At 36.0% G+C, this 20,961-nt stretch carries 16 protein-coding genes; 7 read left to right on the plus strand and 9 right to left on the minus strand.

The window, feature by feature from the left end:
• The 5 genes from A9G38_RS08630 to A9G38_RS08650 all read right to left on the minus strand — a co-directional run.
• The coding region (locus A9G38_RS08630) for a transposase (protein WP_141671777.1) at nt 1-160 on the minus strand (160 nt) is incomplete at its 3' end.
• A 181-nt stretch (nt 161-341) separates the two neighbouring features.
• Nucleotides 342-1,187, minus strand: coding sequence for a dimethyl sulfoxide reductase anchor subunit family protein (locus tag A9G38_RS08635; protein WP_034913373.1), 846 nt, complete (start codon nt 1,185-1,187; stop codon nt 342-344).
• Nucleotides 1,184-1,798, minus strand: coding sequence for a DMSO/selenate family reductase complex B subunit (locus A9G38_RS08640; protein ID WP_034913369.1), 615 nt, complete (start codon nt 1,796-1,798; stop codon nt 1,184-1,186). The genes A9G38_RS08635 and A9G38_RS08640 overlap by 4 nt, the downstream gene beginning before the upstream one ends.
• Nucleotides 1,799-1,819: 21 nt before the next feature.
• Nucleotides 1,820-4,273 carry a DMSO/selenate family reductase complex A subunit gene (locus tag A9G38_RS08645; RefSeq protein WP_080702354.1) on the minus strand — a complete coding sequence of 818 codons (2,454 nt, stop codon included), beginning with the start codon at nt 4,271-4,273 and terminating at the stop codon, nt 1,820-1,822.
• Between the two features lie 274 nt (nt 4,274-4,547).
• Nucleotides 4,548-6,083 carry a hypothetical protein gene (locus A9G38_RS08650; RefSeq protein ID WP_034913366.1) on the minus strand — a complete coding sequence of 512 codons (1,536 nt, stop codon included), beginning with the start codon at nt 6,081-6,083 and terminating at the stop codon, nt 4,548-4,550.
• A gap of 541 nt (nt 6,084-6,624) precedes the next feature.
• On the opposite strand from A9G38_RS08650, the gene parE reads away from it, so the two are divergent.
• The 6 genes from parE to A9G38_RS08680 all read left to right on the plus strand — a co-directional run bounded on the left by parE (nt 6,625) and on the right by A9G38_RS08680 (nt 16,302).
• Entirely contained in the window at nt 6,625-8,514 is a 1,890-nt protein-coding gene (gene parE / locus A9G38_RS08655) for a DNA topoisomerase IV subunit B (RefSeq protein WP_034913362.1), read from the plus strand.
• Nucleotides 8,515-8,541: 27 nt separating this feature from the next.
• Nucleotides 8,542-10,770 (plus strand): DNA topoisomerase IV subunit A, encoded by a 2,229-nt coding sequence (parC, locus tag A9G38_RS08660; RefSeq protein ID WP_034913358.1) that lies wholly within the window; start codon nt 8,542-8,544, stop codon nt 10,768-10,770.
• Nucleotide 10,771: 1 nt separating this feature from the next.
• Nucleotides 10,772-11,617, plus strand: coding sequence for a co-chaperone DjlA (gene djlA, locus A9G38_RS08665; RefSeq protein WP_034913354.1), 846 nt, complete (start codon nt 10,772-10,774; stop codon nt 11,615-11,617).
• A gap of 14 nt (nt 11,618-11,631) precedes the next feature.
• Nucleotides 11,632-13,074 (plus strand): TrkH family potassium uptake protein, encoded by a 1,443-nt coding sequence (locus A9G38_RS08670; protein WP_034913381.1) that lies wholly within the window; start codon nt 11,632-11,634, stop codon nt 13,072-13,074.
• 142 nt (nt 13,075-13,216) lie between these two features.
• Complete coding sequence (locus A9G38_RS08675) at nt 13,217-14,791, plus strand: TerC family protein (RefSeq protein WP_034913350.1); 1,575 nt, start codon at nt 13,217-13,219, stop codon at nt 14,789-14,791.
• A 200-nt stretch (nt 14,792-14,991) separates the two neighbouring features.
• Nucleotides 14,992-16,302, plus strand: a complete 1,311-nt coding sequence (locus A9G38_RS08680) for an NCS2 family permease (RefSeq protein WP_034913348.1) — start codon at nt 14,992-14,994, stop codon at nt 16,300-16,302.
• Nucleotides 16,303-16,368: 66 nt separating this feature from the next.
• On the opposite strand, the gene A9G38_RS08685 is transcribed toward A9G38_RS08680, so the two are convergent.
• The 4 genes from A9G38_RS08685 to metK form a co-directional block, all read right to left on the minus strand.
• Nucleotides 16,369-17,223, minus strand: a complete 855-nt coding sequence (locus tag A9G38_RS08685; RefSeq protein WP_034913378.1) for a 23S rRNA (adenine(2030)-N(6))-methyltransferase RlmJ — start codon at nt 17,221-17,223, stop codon at nt 16,369-16,371.
• Nucleotides 17,217-17,717 carry a hypothetical protein gene (locus A9G38_RS08690; protein WP_143426385.1) on the minus strand — a complete coding sequence of 167 codons (501 nt, stop codon included), beginning with the start codon at nt 17,715-17,717 and terminating at the stop codon, nt 17,217-17,219. Before A9G38_RS08690 ends, A9G38_RS08685 begins: the two co-directional genes overlap by 7 nt.
• A gap of 131 nt (nt 17,718-17,848) precedes the next feature.
• Nucleotides 17,849-18,352 (minus strand): SprT family zinc-dependent metalloprotease, encoded by a 504-nt coding sequence (locus A9G38_RS08695; protein ID WP_034913345.1) that lies wholly within the window; start codon nt 18,350-18,352, stop codon nt 17,849-17,851.
• Nucleotides 18,336-19,487 carry a methionine adenosyltransferase gene (metK, locus tag A9G38_RS08700; RefSeq protein WP_034913342.1) on the minus strand — a complete coding sequence of 384 codons (1,152 nt, stop codon included), beginning with the start codon at nt 19,485-19,487 and terminating at the stop codon, nt 18,336-18,338. The genes A9G38_RS08695 and metK overlap by 17 nt, the downstream gene beginning before the upstream one ends.
• 213 nt (nt 19,488-19,700) lie before the next feature.
• Here metK and murI point away from each other — a divergent pair, with 213 nt between their 5' ends.
• Nucleotides 19,701-20,519, plus strand: coding sequence for a glutamate racemase (murI, locus tag A9G38_RS08705; protein WP_051634251.1), 819 nt, complete (start codon nt 19,701-19,703; stop codon nt 20,517-20,519).
• Nucleotides 20,520-20,961 lie beyond the last annotated feature (442 nt).

Here is a 20,961-nt window from a genome sequence, read left to right on the forward strand (position 1 = left end):
ACTCTTCTGGCAAATCTCGCCAAGGAATACCGGTTCTCATTCGGAAAAGGATCCCTTCAAACGTCATCCGATGCTCGGATTTATTATAAACTCGGCCGGTATTTTTCATTATTTGTAGTAGCTTTTCCCACCGTTTATCTGTTAGCATTGTTCTTGGCATGATGAATCGAGTTATGGTTGTTTTTGGCTGAATTATTATAACTCACATCATGCCGTCTAAAAAATAATCATGAAAGATCAACACGCCCTAGTATATCTGTTTATTTTTTGTTAAAAGATCAATAGTCCCTATTGTATAGTGTGTTTTTATTGTTATTAAAAACATTAAAATGTTATTAATTTTACATTTGAATAGTCCATAAATTATAAAACGCAATTCTCCCACATAACTCGGCAACTAAAACAATAATAAAAGCAATAGAGTAAATTATTGTTGATTGCTTAGATCGATAAATATTTACAATAACTAAAACAAGTGCAAGTACTAATAATAGGCATTGAATTAGCATCCAAATATATTGTTTTGAGGTAAGTTCAGGTGATACTGAGGTCATTAAATTAATATAAGGAATTTTTAATAACAGAATCGATATTACACCAGTAAAGAAAGAAATTATGCCAATTCGAAATATCCCAAAAACTATTGCAACAATTCCTCCTAACACTAGCATAGAGGTATACATCTGAATGGCTGTGTAATAGGTATTCCAGGTTTTAACCGTTGGTAGCATATAAGTAAGAGCAATCATCCAAACAAAAATTAAACTAAAAAAGATCAACAATAAAGATAATATTTTAGAAAAATTGGGGATTTGATATATACGTTGACAAAGTGAGTTGACCAATAGCCATTTTTTACCATCATTATGATAAGAAAAATAAGTTAGTAATACACATACTAATGTTATTCCAAACAAGAGACCAAAGGAAAAAATCTCATTGCTCATCGGCGAACGACCAATACCCCAAATAACATTAAGAGCCCGAAAAGGATGACCTAAATGTAGCGAAGCAATAAGCATTGCAACAGCCATTACAATCAGAGCAGCCATATTCATTGTATTTATCTTAATTAAACTGTATGAATAATGGCTTAAAGATGATATGCCACCAATCAATACCATCCCAGCAGATAATTGACCGAGTACCGTAAAAAATACTAATGGTAATTCATGCATATAACTCATAACTCCTCAGGATTAAGAACTTTACCTAAGGTATCACCAGAAGCTTTGGCATGTGCATGTGGTTTTATCACAATATTAGGTTTAGTCAGCTGTGAACTTGGTAGTGGTGCAATATTGCATTCATCACCATAACGGTGACGTAGTTTTTCAATTTCGTCAAAATCTAACGCACGCTGAGGGCAAGATTCAACGCATACTGGTTTTAAACCTTCGGCTACACGTTCATAACAGCCATCACATTTTGACATGACTTTCTTTTGATGATCAAATTGCGGTGCTCCATAAGGACAACGCATTTCGCAATATCGACAACCAATACAAACATCTTGATTAACAACCACTAAACCATCTTGCTTTCGTTTATGCATCGCACCTGTTGGGCAACCTTGTACACAAGTTGGTTCTTCACAATGATTACACGAGATAGATAAATAATAGGCAAAGGTATCGTTTTGCCACATACCATCAACCAACTGCCAAGTACCTCCACCATATTCATAAACACGGCGAAAATGAACACCTAAAGCATTGTCTTTCTCGTCTTTACAACTGAGTTGGCAGGTTTTGCAACCGGTACATTTTGAAGAATCAATATAAAATCCATATTGCATTTTTATTATCCACTCTTTAATTTACGATGTTAATCCTGCAACCGATAATGGTTTAACTTCAACCAGATTGGTATGCTGTGGATTCGATTTTGCTAGTACTGTTGGGCGCAATGATGTTAACCGATTAATACATCCGCCAATATCAATCCCTATAGAATTGGTTTTTGCCCACATTCCTTGCGGAATCGCAATCACTCCTGGTAATATACGTGGTGTGACTTTAGCAGGAATATACAAACGACCACGATCGTTATAAACTTCAACCAATTGCCCATGCTTAATCTGCCTTTGCTCGGCATCGAATGGATTAATCCAAAGGCTGTTAGCAACAGCTTCACGCAATTGCGGTAAATTACTATAAGAGGAATGGCATTGCCCTTTAGTATGAAACCCGATAAGTTGCAACGGGTATTTTTGGCGTTTGGGTTTATCTTCGCTCCCTTCGATAGCAGGCAAATATGCCGGAATTGGGTACAAAACATCCTCTGCATCAAGCTCCCATTTGTTGGCAATATTAGCTAATGTCTCTGAATAGATTTCTATTTTTCCCGACGGCGTGTTTAATGGGTTTTTAATCGGATCATCTCTAAAAGCTTTTAAACCAATTTGTGTATCACTATCGGCAAGTCTACGCTCAATTACTCCCATACCATCGGTATCAGCAAAAGGAGGTAAATTAGGTTCATTTTTTCGTAATTGCTCATAACAATATTCTATCCATTCATCTTGAGAACGACCTTCAGTAAATTTATCTTTTACGCCTAGCATTTCAGAAAGATCGGTTAATACATCATAAGCTGCACGGTTTTCCCAAAGCGGATTAATTGTACGTTGCATACGAATTAAATAACTATACGCACCAGATGAATAAGAGTTATTAATCAAATCATTATTTTCAACTGATGAAACATCAGGCAGCAACAAATCAGCATATTTGGCTGATGCAGTCATATGCGTATCCCAAACAAGAATAAATTCACATTTAGATTCATCTTGTAAAATTTGGTGAGTACGATTTAGATCTGAATGTTGATTGCCAATTACATTACCAGCATAATTCCAGATAAATTTAATACCTACATCCAACTTCTCCTTACCTTTGAGATAAGAATTTCTAGCTGTCATACTTGGCCCATCTTCAATTGCCTTCGTCCATAGAAAGAAAGGAATACTGGTTTTAACAGGATTTGGAAGGTTAAAACTAGGTATAGGATAAATAACACTCCCACCCCACGTCCCAATATTGGTACCAGGTTTACCAAATTGTCCTGTAATAATAGGTAGCATCATAATCGCACGTGCGGTATGTTCGCCATTTTGCCAGCGCTGTACACCATAACCTTGAGAAATCCATGCAGCTTTAGCGTTAACAATATCCAATGCTAGCTTACGAATTCGTTCCGCAGGAATACCTGTCTTTTTAGCTGCCCATTCTGGTGTTTTAGGCGTTCTATCGTTACCCAATCCGAGAATATAAGATTTAAAATCACTAAAAGGCGGTGCACTGTCAGGCAATGACTCAGTGTTCCAACCAACACAATATTGATTGAGCATTGCATCATTAATACGATCTTCTTCAAGTAAAGCATAGCCAATAGCAGCAACTAACGCAGCATCGGTACCAGGAATTATCGGGATCCACTCAGCATTATACGCCACCACACTTTCGCTGCGACGGGGATCAATTATAATCACCCGTGCATTACTTTGTTCTAATGCATGAAAAAGCTCTGTAACTTGCCCTCCACCCGACATTCGGGTCTCGGCAATGTTATGTCCAAACATCACAACTAAATCAGAATGCTTTATCTGATCAAGTAAAGAATCCTTAGCATTACCAAAAATATAAGGGCGAATAGCTGAAATCTGCCCACTCGAATAATCGCCATGATAATTTAAAAAACCACCAATTGTACTTAAAAAACGCTTACATGCATTACGCCCAGAAAGATTAGCTCCTGTTGTACCTGAACCATATTGGTAATAAATTGCCTCGTTGCCATACCGATTAATGGTATATTTAAGTTTATTGACTAGTAGACTAATGGCTTCATCCCATGAAATACGTTTAAATTTACCTTCACCACGTTTACCAATGCGCAGCATAGGATACTTTAAACGTTCAGGATCATAAGTTCGCCAACGGACAGATCTGCCACGAAGACAAGGGCGAATTTGATGCAAGCCAAAAACGGAATCATTAATCCCATCTTCTGATAATATTTTAGTAATAATATCGTTTTTGACATGAACTTTTAAAGGACAACGGCTACCACAGTTTACTAAACAAGCACTATAAACAATCTTTTCTTCATCTGTGGAATTAGTAAGGATTATCTTACTTCTAGCATTGGTGTTTGGCTCTGCATAGACAAAAGGCAATTGTATATTATTCGTTAGTACAGATACACCTGCTATAGTTAATGATTTTTGTAAAAAATTACGTCGGGTTATTTTATTCTGTAGTTTACTCACATTATTCCCTGATATAAATATGGGATTTGTTGATAATAATACTAAAAGAGAAATAAACAAACTAAAAACGAAAACTGTTTAAATTAATAAGAATCGAATGAAGCGATGATTAAATAGATAGCTGTTAGAATTATAATAAGATTAAACCCCATAAAGCGATTTCGGGGGAAAACGCTTTATGAGGTTTTAACGGGTTATTCTAACCATAAAGTGTAAATAATCCAGTGTTTTTTTATAATTTACTCATTCTAAGGTAAATGAAATTATTAAGTGTTTACCAAGCAACACAAGCAACCCTATCACTAGAGGGACGATAGAATGCAAAATCTACATCACCCAATTTAGCGAAAACATTATATCTTCTACCTTGAAATTCATCGATTACCCAATAGTCACCAGAACTCCAACCTGCATCATGATAGTCATAAATAATTCCCCATTCGTTAAACAATCCTCCAACCCATCGGGAACTATTCCAATAACTAATTCTGCGTTGATACGTATTGCCTTGTCCTGGTACTCCTAAATTCCAACCATTACCATTTGCGTTTGTATAATCTTGTGCCGCGGGGACAAAATACGTTTGTGGTGAAGAAAGTTTTTCACAAAACGAAAGCGCATTATTGTAATTTTGACCTGTATCCCCTGGTTTTACGATAAACCAACGATCTATTTTAAATTGATATATCAAGTTTTTTTTTGCTGTATCACTATAAAGTTCAAATCTTGCTGGGTGAAACGTTTTATTCATCGAATTCTGTGTTGGTCCTTTTAAGGTTATCCGAACAATATTACCCTCTAATGCATTATTTTCAGCTGACAATGATAGCGTAATCCCCGTACCTGATACTGGATTTACTTTATTACCATTAATAGCAATCATTTGTCTTGCTGTCATACCTTCTAGCATTAATTTAAAATATAAATTATTTGCTCCAGTTGTAGGGAAATTCTTTGATGCATTGCCAAGGTCTTGTACTTTAAATCCATAATTTTGATCCCATTGTTCCTCTGGACCAGCGTATTGGTTCGTACCATGGTTTAAATTAGGTTGAGCATAACACACCAAAGGTTTATTGATATTGGGTTTGATGTAATATGAGTGACTAGCCCCAGAGAATTGACTTTCTCTTGGTATACCATACGTTGTCTGTAACCTAGGATCAGTTGCGGTTAATGTTAGTTTATAAGGTGCATTACAAATATTGAATGGCTTATTTGGTTGTTTTTTAACCTCATTAGTAATGTCTTTACCATTTTTGTCTTGCCATTTAATCGTTAATTGACCTGATGCACTGATGCTACCATCCCCGTCATCATCTCGACCATAAGCATTAACCAAATTAGTTAACGAAACTTTAGGATAATTTGAAACAGGCACTATGGTTTGAATATCGGCGAAAGTGTCGGTTATATTTGGCATTTCTATTGGGTTATCTGCATTTGAGGTATCTACCGTTGCATTTGGGTAAAGAGCACTATTTATACCTGGTGGTATATAGCTACTATTCGGCAGTTTTATGCCTAACAACCCTTCAACACTCGTAATCTTGGTCGCTCCACCATCAAACGTTAAATACGGCGCACTACCGTGTATTACTTTATTGGTCGTTGCTGATAAAGCGATTGCACTATTTGCAGGTAAAAGAAGATAAATACAAGTAAATAGAGTTAAACGTGAAGAGAAAAATTTTATAAGTGAAAGAAGGTGTTTACATGGAGTATAAAATAGCTGTACCTTACAATTAAAAAGTAACGATCTCAGAGAAATCAAATTTTTTGGTTGTTGAAAAGTATGATTAAATGACATTATACCATTACCTATTCTATTTTGTGAATTTACGATTATTTTAAAGAATTAAATATTTGAGTTATTATTGACCATTAATTAATGGTGTTTCTGTAGTATTAATGCACAAAATATCACCCATTAAGAGGATATTGGTTTAATTTTAAACAAGAAATAGTATCGTTTAAAGATAAAAAATATTAACTTTTGTTAAGATTCGTTAAAATTTGTTAAGAGTGTTGATTTTGTTATAAACTATATTGACAATGTAAAACGAAAAATAAATACAACACTTGCTCTAGGTATTAAATTATCAACCGTAATTCACAATTAAAAATACATTATAAATTTATTTGCACATAGAGATTTTAGGTATAAAAATCAATTAAAGGACAGTGCCAACGATTTACTCTCAATAAGTTTCCATCTTAATCATTATGATTAATTTATTATGATAAATACAGTTTAGCATTGCAAATCAAGCCCCTTCACCATTGACCTTGGTCTTATTGAACAAAGATTGGTATAATAGCTGTCATTTATTCGAATAAATAGAAAAACTATGTCGCAATCTACTTATAATGCCGTTGATATTGAAGTCTTAAAAGGGCTTGATCCAGTTCGTCATCGACCTGGAATGTACACTGACACAAGCCGACCAAACCATTTAGGGCAAGAAGTCATTGATAACAGTGTTGATGAAGCTATCGCAGGTCATGCTCGTAAAGTTAAGGTTACTCTTTTTCAAGATAATTCACTAGAAGTTATCGACGATGGGCGAGGAATGCCGGTTGATATTCACCCTGAAGAAGGTGTACCCGCGATTGAATTATTGCTTTGTCGTTTACATGCTGGCGGAAAGTTCTCGAACAAAAATTACCAATTTTCAGGTGGTTTACACGGTGTAGGTATTTCGGTAGTCAATGCATTATCAAAACGTGTTGAAGTTACAGTTCATCGTGATGGACAAGTGTACGAAATAGCTTTTGAAAACGGTAATAAAGTTGAAGATCTGCATATTACTGGCACTTGTGGTCGTCGTAATACAGGTACCAAAGTTCATTTTTGGCCTGACGAAAAATATTTTGATTCGCCTAGATTTTCTGTCCCACGCTTATCACATCTACTAAAAGCTAAAGCGGTGCTTTGTCCTGGTCTTGAAATTATTTTTAAAGATGAAATCAATAATACCGAACAACGTTGGTGTTATGAAGATGGCCTAAAAGATTATCTAATGGAATCTGTCAGCGGTTACTCTCTTTTACCTGAAACGCCTTTTACAGGTAATCATACTGGCGAAACAGAAGCCGTAGAATGGGCACTGCTTTGGATGCCCGAAGGTGGAGAATTATTAACTGAAAGTTACGTTAACTTAATCCCAACCGTACAAGGCGGTACCCATGTTAATGGTTTACGTCAAGGATTATTAGACGCAATGCGTGAGTTTTGTGAGTTTCGCAATTTGTTACCACGAGGATTAAAATTAACCGCCGATGATATATGGGAACGCTGTGCCTATGTTATTTCAGTCAAAATGCAAGAGCCTCAGTTTGCGGGCCAAACTAAAGAGCGCTTATCATCGCGCCAAAGTGCGGCATTTGTTTCGGCTATTGTGAAAGATGCATTTAGTCTTTGGTTGAATCAAAATGTACAAATAGCCGAATTACTAGCTGAAATGGTAATTTCAAGTGCACAAAAACGCTTAAAAGCGTCCAAAAAAGTCATTCGAAAGAAATTAACCAGTGGTCCAGCATTACCAGGCAAATTGGCCGATTGCTCATCACAAGACTTAAGTCGTACTGAACTTTTTTTAGTGGAAGGAGATTCTGCGGGAGGTTCGGCTAAACAAGCGCGAGATCGTGAATATCAAGCCATTATGCCTCTTAAAGGCAAAATCTTAAACACATGGGAAGTCTCGTCCGATGAAGTACTCGGCTCACAAGAAATCCATGATATTTCTGTTGCTATCGGTATCGATCCAGATAGCGATGATTTAAGCCAATTACGTTATGGTAAAATCTGTATTTTAGCCGATGCCGACTCAGATGGACTACATATTGCAACATTACTTTGTGCTTTATTTGTTCGGCACTTTCGTACCATGGTTGAACATGGGCATGTCTTTGTTGCTATGCCGCCGCTTTACCGCATCGATTTAGGAAAAGAAGTTCATTACGCCCTAGATGAAGAAGAAAAAGAAGGCATTTTAGAACAGCTTAAACGTAAAAAAGGCAAACCCAATGTGCAGCGCTTTAAAGGTCTAGGTGAAATGAATCCACTACAACTACGCGAAACAACAATGGATCCCAATACGCGTCGTTTAGTGCAGCTTTCGCTTGATGATGCTGAGCAAACGATGGCATTAATGGATATGCTACTTGCTAAAAAGCGCTCAGAAGATCGCCGCGAATGGTTACAAGAAAAAGGCGATCAAGTTGAACTTGATGTCTAACAAACAGAATGATTTAGAGGAACAATAATGAGTGAGATAACTCATGACGGAGTAGAAATCCAGTCGTTACGCACTTTTACCGAAAGTGCCTATTTAAACTACTCAATGTATGTCATTATGGATCGTGCCTTGCCATTTATTGGAGATGGCTTAAAACCAGTGCAACGACGCATTGTTTATGCTATGTCTGAATTAGGACTTAACGCACAAGCCAAATTTAAAAAATCTGCGCGTACCGTCGGGGATGTGCTTGGTAAATATCATCCTCATGGTGATAGTGCCTGTTATGAAGCGATGGTGCTCATGGCGCAACCATTTTCATATCGCTATCCATTAGTTGATGGGCAAGGTAACTGGGGGGCTCCTGATGATCCTAAATCATTCGCCGCTATGCGTTACACTGAATCACGTTTGTCAAAATATGCCGAACTACTATTAGGTGAACTAGGACAAGGAACGGTTGATTATACGCCTAACTTTGATGGTACTTTACAAGAACCTAAAATGTTACCGGCTAGATTACCCAACATTTTATTAAATGGTACAACAGGTATCGCGGTCGGCATGGCAACTGATATACCGCCTCATAACCTCCGTGAAGTCGCGAATGCGGCAATTATGCTTGCTGATAACCCCAATGCGACGATCAACGAAGTAATGGCTCACATACAAGGCCCCGATTTCCCAACAGAAGCTGAAATTATTACTTCACCAGAAGACATAGCGAAAATCTATAAAACGGGGCGTGGTTCAATCCGTATGCGTGCTGTTTGGAAGAAAGAAGAAGGTGATATTGTAATTACAGATCTGCCTCATCAAGTTTCGGGTGCTAAAATCTTAGAACAAATAGCTTCTCAGATGCGAGCCAAAAAACTACCTTTAATTGAAGATTTACGTGATGAGTCTGATCACGAAAATCCAACTCGTCTGGTTATTGTGCCACGTTCAAATCGAGTAGATTTAGAGCAAGTGATGAATCATCTATTTGCCACAACCGATCTCGAAAAAAGTTATCGGGTTAATATGAATATGATTGGGCTTGATAATCGCCCATCAGTAAAAGGCTTAGTTGAAATTCTAACTGAATGGTTAGAGTATCGAAAAAATACCGTCACTCGACGTTTAAATTACCGTTTAGATAAAATATTAAAACGACTCCATATTCTCGATGGCTTATTAATTGCTTTTTTAAATATTGATGAAGTTATCGAAATTATTCGTCACGAAGATGAACCTAAACAAGAATTAATTAATCGTTTTGCCTTAACTGAAATACAAGCCGAAGCGATTTTAGAGTTAAAACTCCGCCACTTAGCCAAACTTGAAGAGATGCGCATTAAAGGCGAACAAAGTGAGCTTGCAAAAGAGCGTGATCATCTGCAAGCTTTGTTAGCTTCGCCTAAAAAATTGAGTAATTTAATTAAAAAAGAGCTAAAAGAGGATGCTGAAAAATATGGCGATGACCGTCGTTCTCCAATTGTTGAACGTAGTGAAGCTAAAGCTATTAGTGAACAAGAGTTAACACCATCTGAACCTGTTACTGTCGTTTTATCTGAAATGGGTTGGGTAAGAACAGCAAAAGGTCATGATATTGATCCTACTGGTTTAAGTTATAAATCCGGTGATAGTTTTAAAGCTGCCGCCAAAGGCAAAAGTAATCAACCTGTTATTTTCATCGATTCAACGGGACGTAGTTATGCTATAGAACCAAACACGTTACCATCAGCACGAAGTCAAGGCGAACCATTAACTGGTAAATTAGCACTACCCGCTGGTGCAACAGTTGAACATGTGCTCATGTCTCAAAATGATAACCAAAAATTATTACTTGCTTCAAGTGCTGGTTATGGATTTATTGGTCAATTTAGTGATTTGATTGCTCGCAATCGTAATGGTAAAGCAATTATTAATTTGCCTAAAGAATCTAAAATATTACCACCAATTGAAATCACATCTGAAGATAGTTTACTACTATCAATCACCAAAGCAGGCCGAATGCTCATATTTCCTGTAAAAGATTTACCTGAACTTGCTAAAGGTAAAGGAAATAAAATAGTATCACTTTCAGGTGCTGATGACTGCCTTGCTTATACTCTATTAATTACACAAGACACTTCAATAACGTTATATGTTGGTAAACGCAAACTTACATTATATCCTGCTGATTTACAAAAATTTAAGGCAGAGCGAGCACGAAAAGGTACACCGTTACCAAGAGGTTTACAAAAGATAGATAAAATAGAGGTGAACGAATAATATGTCTTTTATCTGGGCAATAATTGCAGGCTTTGTTTTGAGCACTGTATTAAAAACAGGATGGGGATTTATTCTTGGGCTTTTTGTTGGACCAATGCTTTACCGCACGTTTTGTAATAAATTGACCGAACAAAGAACACAAGCAAATCCAACACTTTATTTAACTGTTGTTTTTGAAGTTCTAGGTCACTTAAGTAAAGCTAAAGGGGTCGTCACACAAGATGATATTAATCTTGCCAGCCAATTTATGGATAGATTACAACTTGACCGAAACGGCCGAAAACTAGCACAAGATTCATTTAATAATGGTAAAGCAAGTGACTACCCATTAAGATCTCGTTTGGCTGAGCTATACGCACAATATCGTTTTCGACGTAATGTGTTAAATATTTTTTGTGAGCAATTGATCCAAGCCGCATTAGTTGATGGCGTTTTAGACGAAAAAGAACAACAAATTTTATTTATTGTGGCTGAAGAATTTAATATTCCACGTCAACAAATGGCAATATATATCCAAATGATGATGGGAAGTTATCACTTCCGTCAAAATGGCTATAGTAACCAACACGGACAACGAGGCCAATACCAACGCAGTAATAATTATGGAAATTATCAAGGTCGCTCACCACAATCCGACCTACAAAATGCTTACAAAATTTTAGGTGTTGCAGCTACAGCTGAAATCTCAGAAATAAAAAGAGCTTATCGTAAATTAATGAATGAGCATCATCCTGATAAGTTAGTATCGAAAGGCTTACCGAAAGAGATGCTTGAAGCCGCCAAAAAACGTGCACAAGAGATTCAAGCGGCCTATGATCTTATCAAAGCATCACGTGGATTTAAGTAGAGACTATCATCATGATGCATTGGCGATCAATTTTACGAATTATCGGTTTATTAGTATCCCTATTATCGATATTCATGTTATTACCAGCACTTGTTGCATTAATCTATCGCGATGGGGCTGGTGCAATTTTTGTTCGCTCTTTTTTTGTTGCCTTAATTTCAGGAATTGCACTATGGTTTCCTAATCGTAATCATCGCCACGAGCTGAGCACACGCGAAGGCTTTTTTATCGTCGTACTATTTTGGGTTGTTCTAGGATCAATTGGCGCTTTTCCTTTTATTTTTGATACACATATTAATTTAAATTTAAATACTGCATTTTTTGAATCATTTTCAAGCCTAACCACAACTGGTGCCACCACAATTGTTAAGTTAGATCATCTACCTAAAGCTTTACTTTTCTATCGCCAATTATTGCAATGGCTTGGAGGAATGGGGATTATCGTGCTAGCTGTTGCTATTTTACCATTACTGGGGGTAGGGGGAATGCAACTTTATCGTGCCGAAATTCCCGGTCCGCAAAAAGACAGTAAAATGCGTCCACGTATTGCTGAAACAGCTAAAACACTTTGGTCAATTTATATTTTGCTAACAACGCTTTGTGCTATTTGTCTCTGGCTGGCTGGTATGAATGTATTTGATGCTGTGTCACATAGTTTCTCCACGATATCAATGGGAGGGTTTTCAACCCATGATGATAATTTAGCCTATTTTAACAGTCCAGTAATCAATTACATCGTCACCCTCTTTTTGATTTTATCCGGCTGTAATTTTGCGCTCCATTTTGCCGCACTAAGTGGCTTTTCGATTAAAGAGTACTGGCGTGATCAAGAGTTCAGAATATTTATATTTATTCTACTGATACTAGTTGCTATCTGCACAATTGTTATTTATTTCTATAAACCACACCGCCTGAGCATTGATAAAATTATCTTACAAGTGGTATCCATATCATCAACAGCAGGCTTTAGTGTCGATGATATCAACACATGGCCATCATCATTACCAATCTTTTTATTGTGCGCTTCATTTATTGGTGGTTGTGCGGGATCAACGGGTGGCGGTTTAAAAGTGGTTCGTGTGTTAATTTTGTTTATGCAAGGCTCACGTGAACTAAAGCGCCTTATTCATCCTAACGCTATTTATACTTTAAAATTAAATAATCGCGTGGTTTCTGAACGCATAATCGAAGCGATTTGGGGATTCTTTTCTGCATATACGTTGGTCTTTTTAGTTAGCTTATTTATTATTATGGCAACAGGCATTGATGCCACTGACTCTTTTTACATAGTAGCATCATCACTTAACAATTTAGGGGTTGGTCTTGGTAGTGTAAGTGATAATTTTGCTAGTGTCAGTGATATAGTAAAATGGGTAATGGTGGTTGACATGTTATTTGGGCGATTAGAAATATTTACCTTACTAGTTTTATTCACACCAACATTTTGGAAAAGCTAAATTTATACTGAAACACATAGTTACCTGAAAGTTTTTAACAGGATATGCAATTTTTATAAATATTTTATTGATTATTTGCTCAATTACAGACAGAATTACAACGCAGCATGTGCTGTATTTATTAGAGGTAATCACCTGACATATGGAATGGATCATGGATCCTACAATCTGGATTGGCTTATCCACTCTGGTTGTACTTGAAATCGTCCTTGGTATTGATAACATTGTTTTTATAGCCATTCTTGCCGAGAAACTTCCACCCCAACAACGAGATAAAGCCCGCGTTACCGGTCTTGCTTTTGCATTAATCACTCGAATTTTATTATTAATGTTTACGGGTTGGTTAGTCACACTCACTACACCGCTATTTTCGATATCCGAGATCAGTTTTAATGCCCGACAACTAATTATGCTAATTGGTGGTATATTCTTGCTATTTAAAGCTACCATGGAGCTCAATGAACGCCTTGAAGGCACATCAAATGAAGATGGTAAACCTAAAAAGACATCCCACTTCTGGACTGTCGTTGCTCAAATAGTTGTACTTGATGCAGTGTTCTCGCTTGATTCAGTTATTACAGCTGTTGGAATGGTCGAACATATCCCAGTGATGATTATTGCCGTTTGTATAGCAATAGGTATTATGATGGTTGCAAGCAAACCATTGGCTAATTTTGTCAACGCCCATCCAACCATTGTGATCCTATGTTTGAGCTTCTTATTAATGATAGGATTTAGTCTTGTTGCCGAAGGTTTTGATTTTATTATCCCAAAAGGTTACTTATATGCGGCGATCGGTTTCTCAATCATGATTGAATTTTTTAATCAATTAGCCATACTAAATCGCCGTAAAGCATTAAATAAAAAACCGTTACGAGAACGTACTGCCGAAGCTATTTTACATCTACTAAAAGGTGATGCTGAGGAAGATCCCGATACTCATAATATTGATATCGTATCTGATGCTAATAAAAAAGTATCAGTGTTTAATCATCAAGAACTCAGCATGGTTGAACGAGTACTTGGACTTGCACAGCGTTCGGTCAGTAGCATTATGACATCTCGACTTGATGTTGATATGGTCAATATTAATGACGATCGTGATGTTATAATAAAAGAAATCTTTGATAATCCTCATTCTCGTTTAGTTGTCACTGATAATGACTCAATTGATGAGCCTTTAGGCATTATCCAAGTTAATGACCTTTTAAAAGATGTACTACAAAGCAAAGCACCGATCGATATACACTCACTAATCAAACAACCTTTAATCTTTCCAGAAACTGTATCGTTACTGGTTGCATTAGAACAATTTAAAAAGGCCAAAACTCATTTTGCTTTTGTGGTTGATGAATTTGGTTCAATGCAAGGGGTTGTCTCGGTAACAGATATTATCGAAACCATTGCTGGTGATTTTCCAACAGAAGAAGAGGAAATTGATGCTAAACATGATATTCAATGTCTAGATGATAATAGCTGGATTGCTAATGGTTATATTCCAGTTGAAGAGCTAGTCCGTTTTGTACCAATACCGATCGATGATAAACGTGAATATCATACCCTAGCGGGGCTATTAATGGAAAAAGCTCAACATTTACTCAATGTTGGTGAAACCTTGCAAATTGGCGATTATTTATTTGAAGTAGCTGAAATAGAAAGTCATAGAATTCTTAAAGTAAAAATCACGTTAAATAAACCTGATTCTGTAGCATTATAATACAGCAAAGAGAAATAACTAGAATAACGCTTGACCAAAATAAATAACTAGCAATAATTGACGCTGAAAAATTTTTGTTTATTTGAAGGTGCGGAGTAAATACTCCTCATCTTTTTTATTTTTCCCCTTTAGTAAAAAAATAGGTAAAACTGTTTATAAACTTTTACTCTTACTTATCAATTTAAATTAGGCCTAAACTTATGAAGTCAATATTCGAAAAAACCTTTCAATTGAAAGAGAAAAAAACAACTATCGGTACTGAAATTATCGCTGGTTGTACTACCTTTTTAACAATGGTTTATATCATCTTCGTGAATCCTTCCATCTTATCAGCAACAGGTATGGATACTTCTGCTGTTTTTGTTCTAACTTGTATCGTAACAGCCTTTGCTACCATTTTAATGGGGCTATTTGCCAATTTACCAATTGCATTAGCACCTGCCATGGGGCTTAACGTCTTTTTTGCCTATGGCATATGTGGGGCAATGGGCTATTCTTGGCAAATTGGTATGGGAGCGATATTTTGGGGTTCTTTAATCTTTTTTGCGTTATCACTATTTAAAGTTCGTCACTGGTTAATTGAACATATTCCACAATGTTTGCGTGTAGGTATTAGTGCAGGTATTGGACTATTTATTGCTTTTATGGGATTTCAAAATATGGGCATTGTAGTCGCTTCTCCTTCCACACTATTAACTATGGGGAATATCTTATCGCTTAAAGTCCTATTAGGATCACTAGGTTTTTTTATCATTGTTATTTTAGCGGCTCGTAACTTTCATGCAGCAGTATTAATTTCAATTTTAGTTGTAACTTTATTAGCACTATGGCTCGATCCAAATATCACTTACCAAGGTATTATATCTATGCCACCAAGTGTAACTAGTGTTGTTGGTCATGTAGATTTAGCAGGTTCGCTTAATATCGGTATCATGGGCGTTATTTTTTCAATAATGATTGTCAGCTTATTCGACTCATCAGGCACTATTTTAGCACTAACAGATAAAGCAGGAATTAGTGACGAAAAAGGTCGATTCCCCAAAATGCGTCAAGCGCTGTTAATTGATAGTTTTAGCTCCTCTTTGGGTGGATTATTTGGTACATCATCAGTGTTAACTTATATTGAAAGTTCCGCAGGTATCTCTGTGGGCGGTCGAACAGGATTAACCGCAGTAGTAGTTGGACTATTATTCTTATTGGTAGCCTTTTTCTCGCCACTGGCACATTTAGTACCTACCTATGCAACATCAGGCGCACTTATCTTTGTTGGGATCTTAATGGTTTCCAGCCTAGTTAAAGTTAACTGGTCTGACTTAACAGAGGCAACACCCGCTTTTATTACAGCAATTATGATGCCATTTGCCTTTGCAATTACTGAAGGGGTTGCACTAGGTTTTATCTCTTATGTAGTGTTAAAAACCTTTACTGGCAAATTTAAACAATTAAATCTTTGTGTAATAATTTTTGCTTTACTATTTGCTTTAAAATTTATTTTTATTGATCATCATTAAAAATCTCCCCATCGTTATTTACGATGGGAAGATTTTTTAAGAAATTAACACATTGGATACTTATGGTTAATATAAAGGATCAACTCCACTTAGCTCTCTAATGATGAAATTTCCTGTTTTTCCAACGTTTAGTGTTGTTTTTAGCCATGGCAAAATTGTATGCATTTGTTCGTGTAATTTCCATGGTGGGTTAATTACTATCATCCCTGATGCTGTCATGCCTTTTTGGTTATTATCAGGCTTTATTGCCAGCTCAAATTGTGAAATTCGTTTTATGCCTAAGTTAACAATATTATCAATCATTTTTTGAGTTTGTGTACGAGATACCACAGGATACCAAATTAAGTAAACACCTGTTGCAAAACGTTTATATGCTTCAAATAATGCTGCAGGGATTTTTTGATAATCGTCTTTAATTTCATAAGAAGGATCAATCAATATTATTCCACGACGAGATAGTGGAGGTAACTTTGATTTTAATTGGGAAAATCCATCTTCACGTAAAACTTTTGTTCGTTTATCTTTACTAAATTCTTGTTTTAATAAAGGGTAATCAGTTGGGTGTAACTCTGTAAGGTTGAGCTTGTCTTGTTCACGTAATAATTGCTTCGCAATTAATGGTGAACCAGGATAATATTTTATTTCCTCAAAAGGATTATAGCGTCTTAGTACCGATATGTATGTATTAAGCAATTCAGGAATATTAGATTGTTGCCATAGTAAATTAATTCCTGATAAATATTCACCCGTTTTTTCTGCATGCTCACTTCTTAATAGATATCGTCCAGCCCCCGAGTGTGTATCTAAATATAAAAAAGGCTTTTCTTTTTCCTTTAATGATTCAATACATAATGTTAAAACAATATGTTTTAATACATCTGCATGATTTCCTGCATGGTAACTGTGGCGGTAGCTTAGCATAGGGAATCTACTCTCTTTTTTTCATTTTTTTGCATATAAAAGGTTATTAAGGATAAACAAAGAAGACAAGGAATTTCCATTAATTCTTCAATGAGATCTTTTCGCTCTTTTGTTATAACTAGAAATTCATGTCCAATACGGCGATGTTCAGCAATATCAGCTATACCTAAGAATAAAAAAGCAAAGAATATATGCCAAAATGGTATTTTTTCGTATTTGTAGCGACGAGCAATTTCTCGGCGAATGGTGGGTAAAAATATACTTAGTATTGGGATCGCTATTAATATACTCGCAATGATTTTATAATAGAAACGAGGTACCTCAGGGAAAAAGTCTCTTCCCCAACTAATTCCCCGACCAAAAAGCATAAACCACCAGAAAATTGTCCAAATCCAAAATCTATAAAGCTCAGAATGTTCAGATACTCGTTTTGCATAATAATAGGTATAACAGCACATAAATAATAAGAAGAGAGATTGAATATGTTCAATCACTACAACCGTCATTCCATTGTATAAAGGTATGAACCAATTTCCCGTAATATATAGGATAATGCCAAGAGTGAGAATTAATAACGAACTTTTGTAAAAATGAAAATCTAACTTACACATATAATATCTTAGTACTAAATGGCACTTTTAAGTTTGAGTATAGTACCGCATTTACGACATAAATAACTAGTTTTATTATTTTGAATTTTGTTGTGTCTTATTGAGGTTAATTGATGTTGTTGACAACTGCAGTAGTATAAATAAGTATTGCGTTGAATAGGAAAACGGTGAGTTGTTGCAGGGATTTTTCCTAATATTTCTGACATAATATATTGCCATTCTTTACCATGTGGTTTTACTTTGCCAAACTCTTTAAAGACAATGAGATGTGCTAATTCGTGAGGCACAACTTCCTCAATAAATTGAGTACCATTATCTAGCAACATAATCGAATTAAGTTGAATTTCCCAACGTGTTAAAAAGGCACTACCAGCAATACTGCCTTTGGGTTTATAAATGATCTTAGGCTCTTTATATTGGGAATGTAGACGTTGATTGGCTTGCATTAAGTGAGTTCTTAAACAAGCCATAGTTTGATTATGTAAATAAATTGGTATGCGTTTATAGTCCTGCTGCATCACGTAGTAGTGCCGCTTTATCAGTTTTTTCCCAAGGGAATATATCTCGACCAAAATGACCGTAACTTGCAGTTTGTTGATAGATCGGTTGAATTAGCTCAAGCATTTGGATCAATCCATAAGGTCTTAAATCAAAGAATTCTTTGATAAGCGATACAATTTTATCGTGATGGATTTTTTCTGTGCCGAAAGTATTGACATAGATTGATGTAGGATTGGCAATACCAATTGCATAAGATATTTGTAATTCACATCTGTCAGCAAGTCCTGCAGCAACAATATTCTTTGCAACATAGCGTGCGGCATAAGCTGCTGAGCGGTCAACTTTTGAAGGATCTTTTCCAGAAAAGGCACCACCACCATGACGAGCTGCTCCACCATACGTATCGACAATGATTTTGCGTCCAGTTAGTCCACAGTCTCCCATAGGGCCACCAATAACAAAACGTCCAGTTGGATTAATAAAGTATTTTGTTCTAGGTGTTAACCATTCGGCTGGCAATGTCGGTTTAATGATTTCTTCCATGACGGCTTCATGTAATGCTTTTTGCTCAATACCTTCTGAATGCTGAGTTGATAGAACGATTGTATCAACACCTTTTATGCGACCGTCTTGGTAAATTAATGTTACTTGGCTTTTTGCATCAGGTCTTAACCAAGGAAGTGTACCATTTTTTCTAACTTCTGCTTGGCGGCGCATTAAGTCATGAGCATAGCTTATAGCAGCAGGCATTAGATTTGGCATTTCATTGGTAGCATAACCAAACATAATACCTTGGTCACCAGCACCTTGCTCTAGAGGATCGTTTCGATCAACTCCTTGATTGATATCCGGAGATTGTTTACCAATAGCATTAAGCACCGCACATGAATTTGCATCAAATCCCATTTCTGAACTGGTATATCCAATATCATTAATTGTTTTTCGAGTTAATTCTTCAATGTCTACCCAAGCTGAAGTAGTGATTTCACCGCCAACTAAGGCCATACCAGTTTTTACATATGTTTCGCAAGCAACACGCGCTTTCGGATCTTGTTTTAAAATTGCATCAAGTACAGCATCAGATATCTGATCGGCAATTTTATCTGGATGACCTTCTGAAACAGATTCTGAAGTAAATAGAAACTCTGACATAGAATACCCTCTTAACTTATTCTTGCACAATATTCGAAATATAATATTTAGCTTTAGTAAGTATTTATTTTAGCAGTTTTACCGTCTAGACGTCTAGTTTATAATTTATGGAACTAAATGCAACATTAGCTTGGGTAAAATACTTGCATTAATTTTTAATCAATTTACGATATGACGCGTTTCTAATTTATTATTTAATATCCTATAGCTAAAATGAATATCGTAAAACAATCTCCTTCAGTGTTAATATTTGATTCAGGTATTGGTGGTTTATCTGTTTATAATGAAATTTACAATAAACTACCTAATGCACACTATATCTATGTATTCGATAATGAGATGTTCCCTTATGGTGATAAATCATCAGAGTTTTTAATTAATAGAGTGAACTCTGTCATTGAGGCTGTTACTAAATTTTATCTAATTGATTTAGCAGTTATTGCTTGTAATACAGCTAGTACTATTTGTTTACCTAGTTTGCGCGCTAAATTTTCTTTCCCTATTATTGGTGTTGTACCAGCGATTAAACCAGCTAGCTTACTTACTAAAAATAAATGTATAGGATTATTAGCAACAAAGGCAACAGTTGAAAGAACTTATATAACCGATTTAATACAGCAATTTGCTTCGCATTGTACTGTTAAAATGTTAGGTTTATCGGAATTAGCACTTATAGCCGAAAATAAATTACAAGGCATTAATGTAGATATGAAACAGTTAAAAGAACTAATGCAACCTTGGCTTGGGTTACAAACAATCCCTGATACAATAGTGCTAGGTTGTACGCATTATCCTTTTATTAAGACAGAATTGCAGACGCTTTTTCCTCAGGCGAGCCTAATAGATTCAGGTTATGCGATTGCGACAAGAGTCTGTAATTTACTAAATGATAAATATAATCTGGACCAAATAATTCCTTCTGCGTCCGAAAATATTGTATTAAGCACAGTTTATACTCAGCCTGTAGAAAATTTGATTAAAAAATTATCTGATTACAATCTAAATAAATATCAAAACATTAAAGTTCAGTAAGATTAAAACTTGCGCGACCAGATGGCTATTTTATCTTTTTTGCTTGCTAAAAAAAAAGAAGCCCCTATAATGCGCATCCACTGACACGCAGTCAGCGACAAGCAGACGAAGAGTTGGGATTAAGTGAGATCAAAAATTTTAAAAAAGATCTTGACGAATAAAAAAGGTTAGCGTAGTATACGCAACCCTTGAGACAGAGAACTAAATCAACAAAAGATTGATGAGGAACATAAGCTGTCAGCTCTTTAAAAATAAGAAACAGACAATCTGTGTGGGCACTTGCGAGACGAAAGATTAAAGTCTACGGACTAAAAAATTAAGTCTTGATAAGTGACACTGAAGATTCATTTGAATATGTCAGAGACAGTTATTGAGCATCAAACTTTAAATTGAAGAGTTTGATCATGGCTCAGATTGAACGCTGGCGGCAGGCTTAACACAT

The organism is Gilliamella sp. Imp1-1, from assembly GCF_001690415.1.
Classification (GTDB): domain Bacteria; phylum Pseudomonadota; class Gammaproteobacteria; order Enterobacterales; family Orbaceae; genus Gilliamella; species Gilliamella bombi.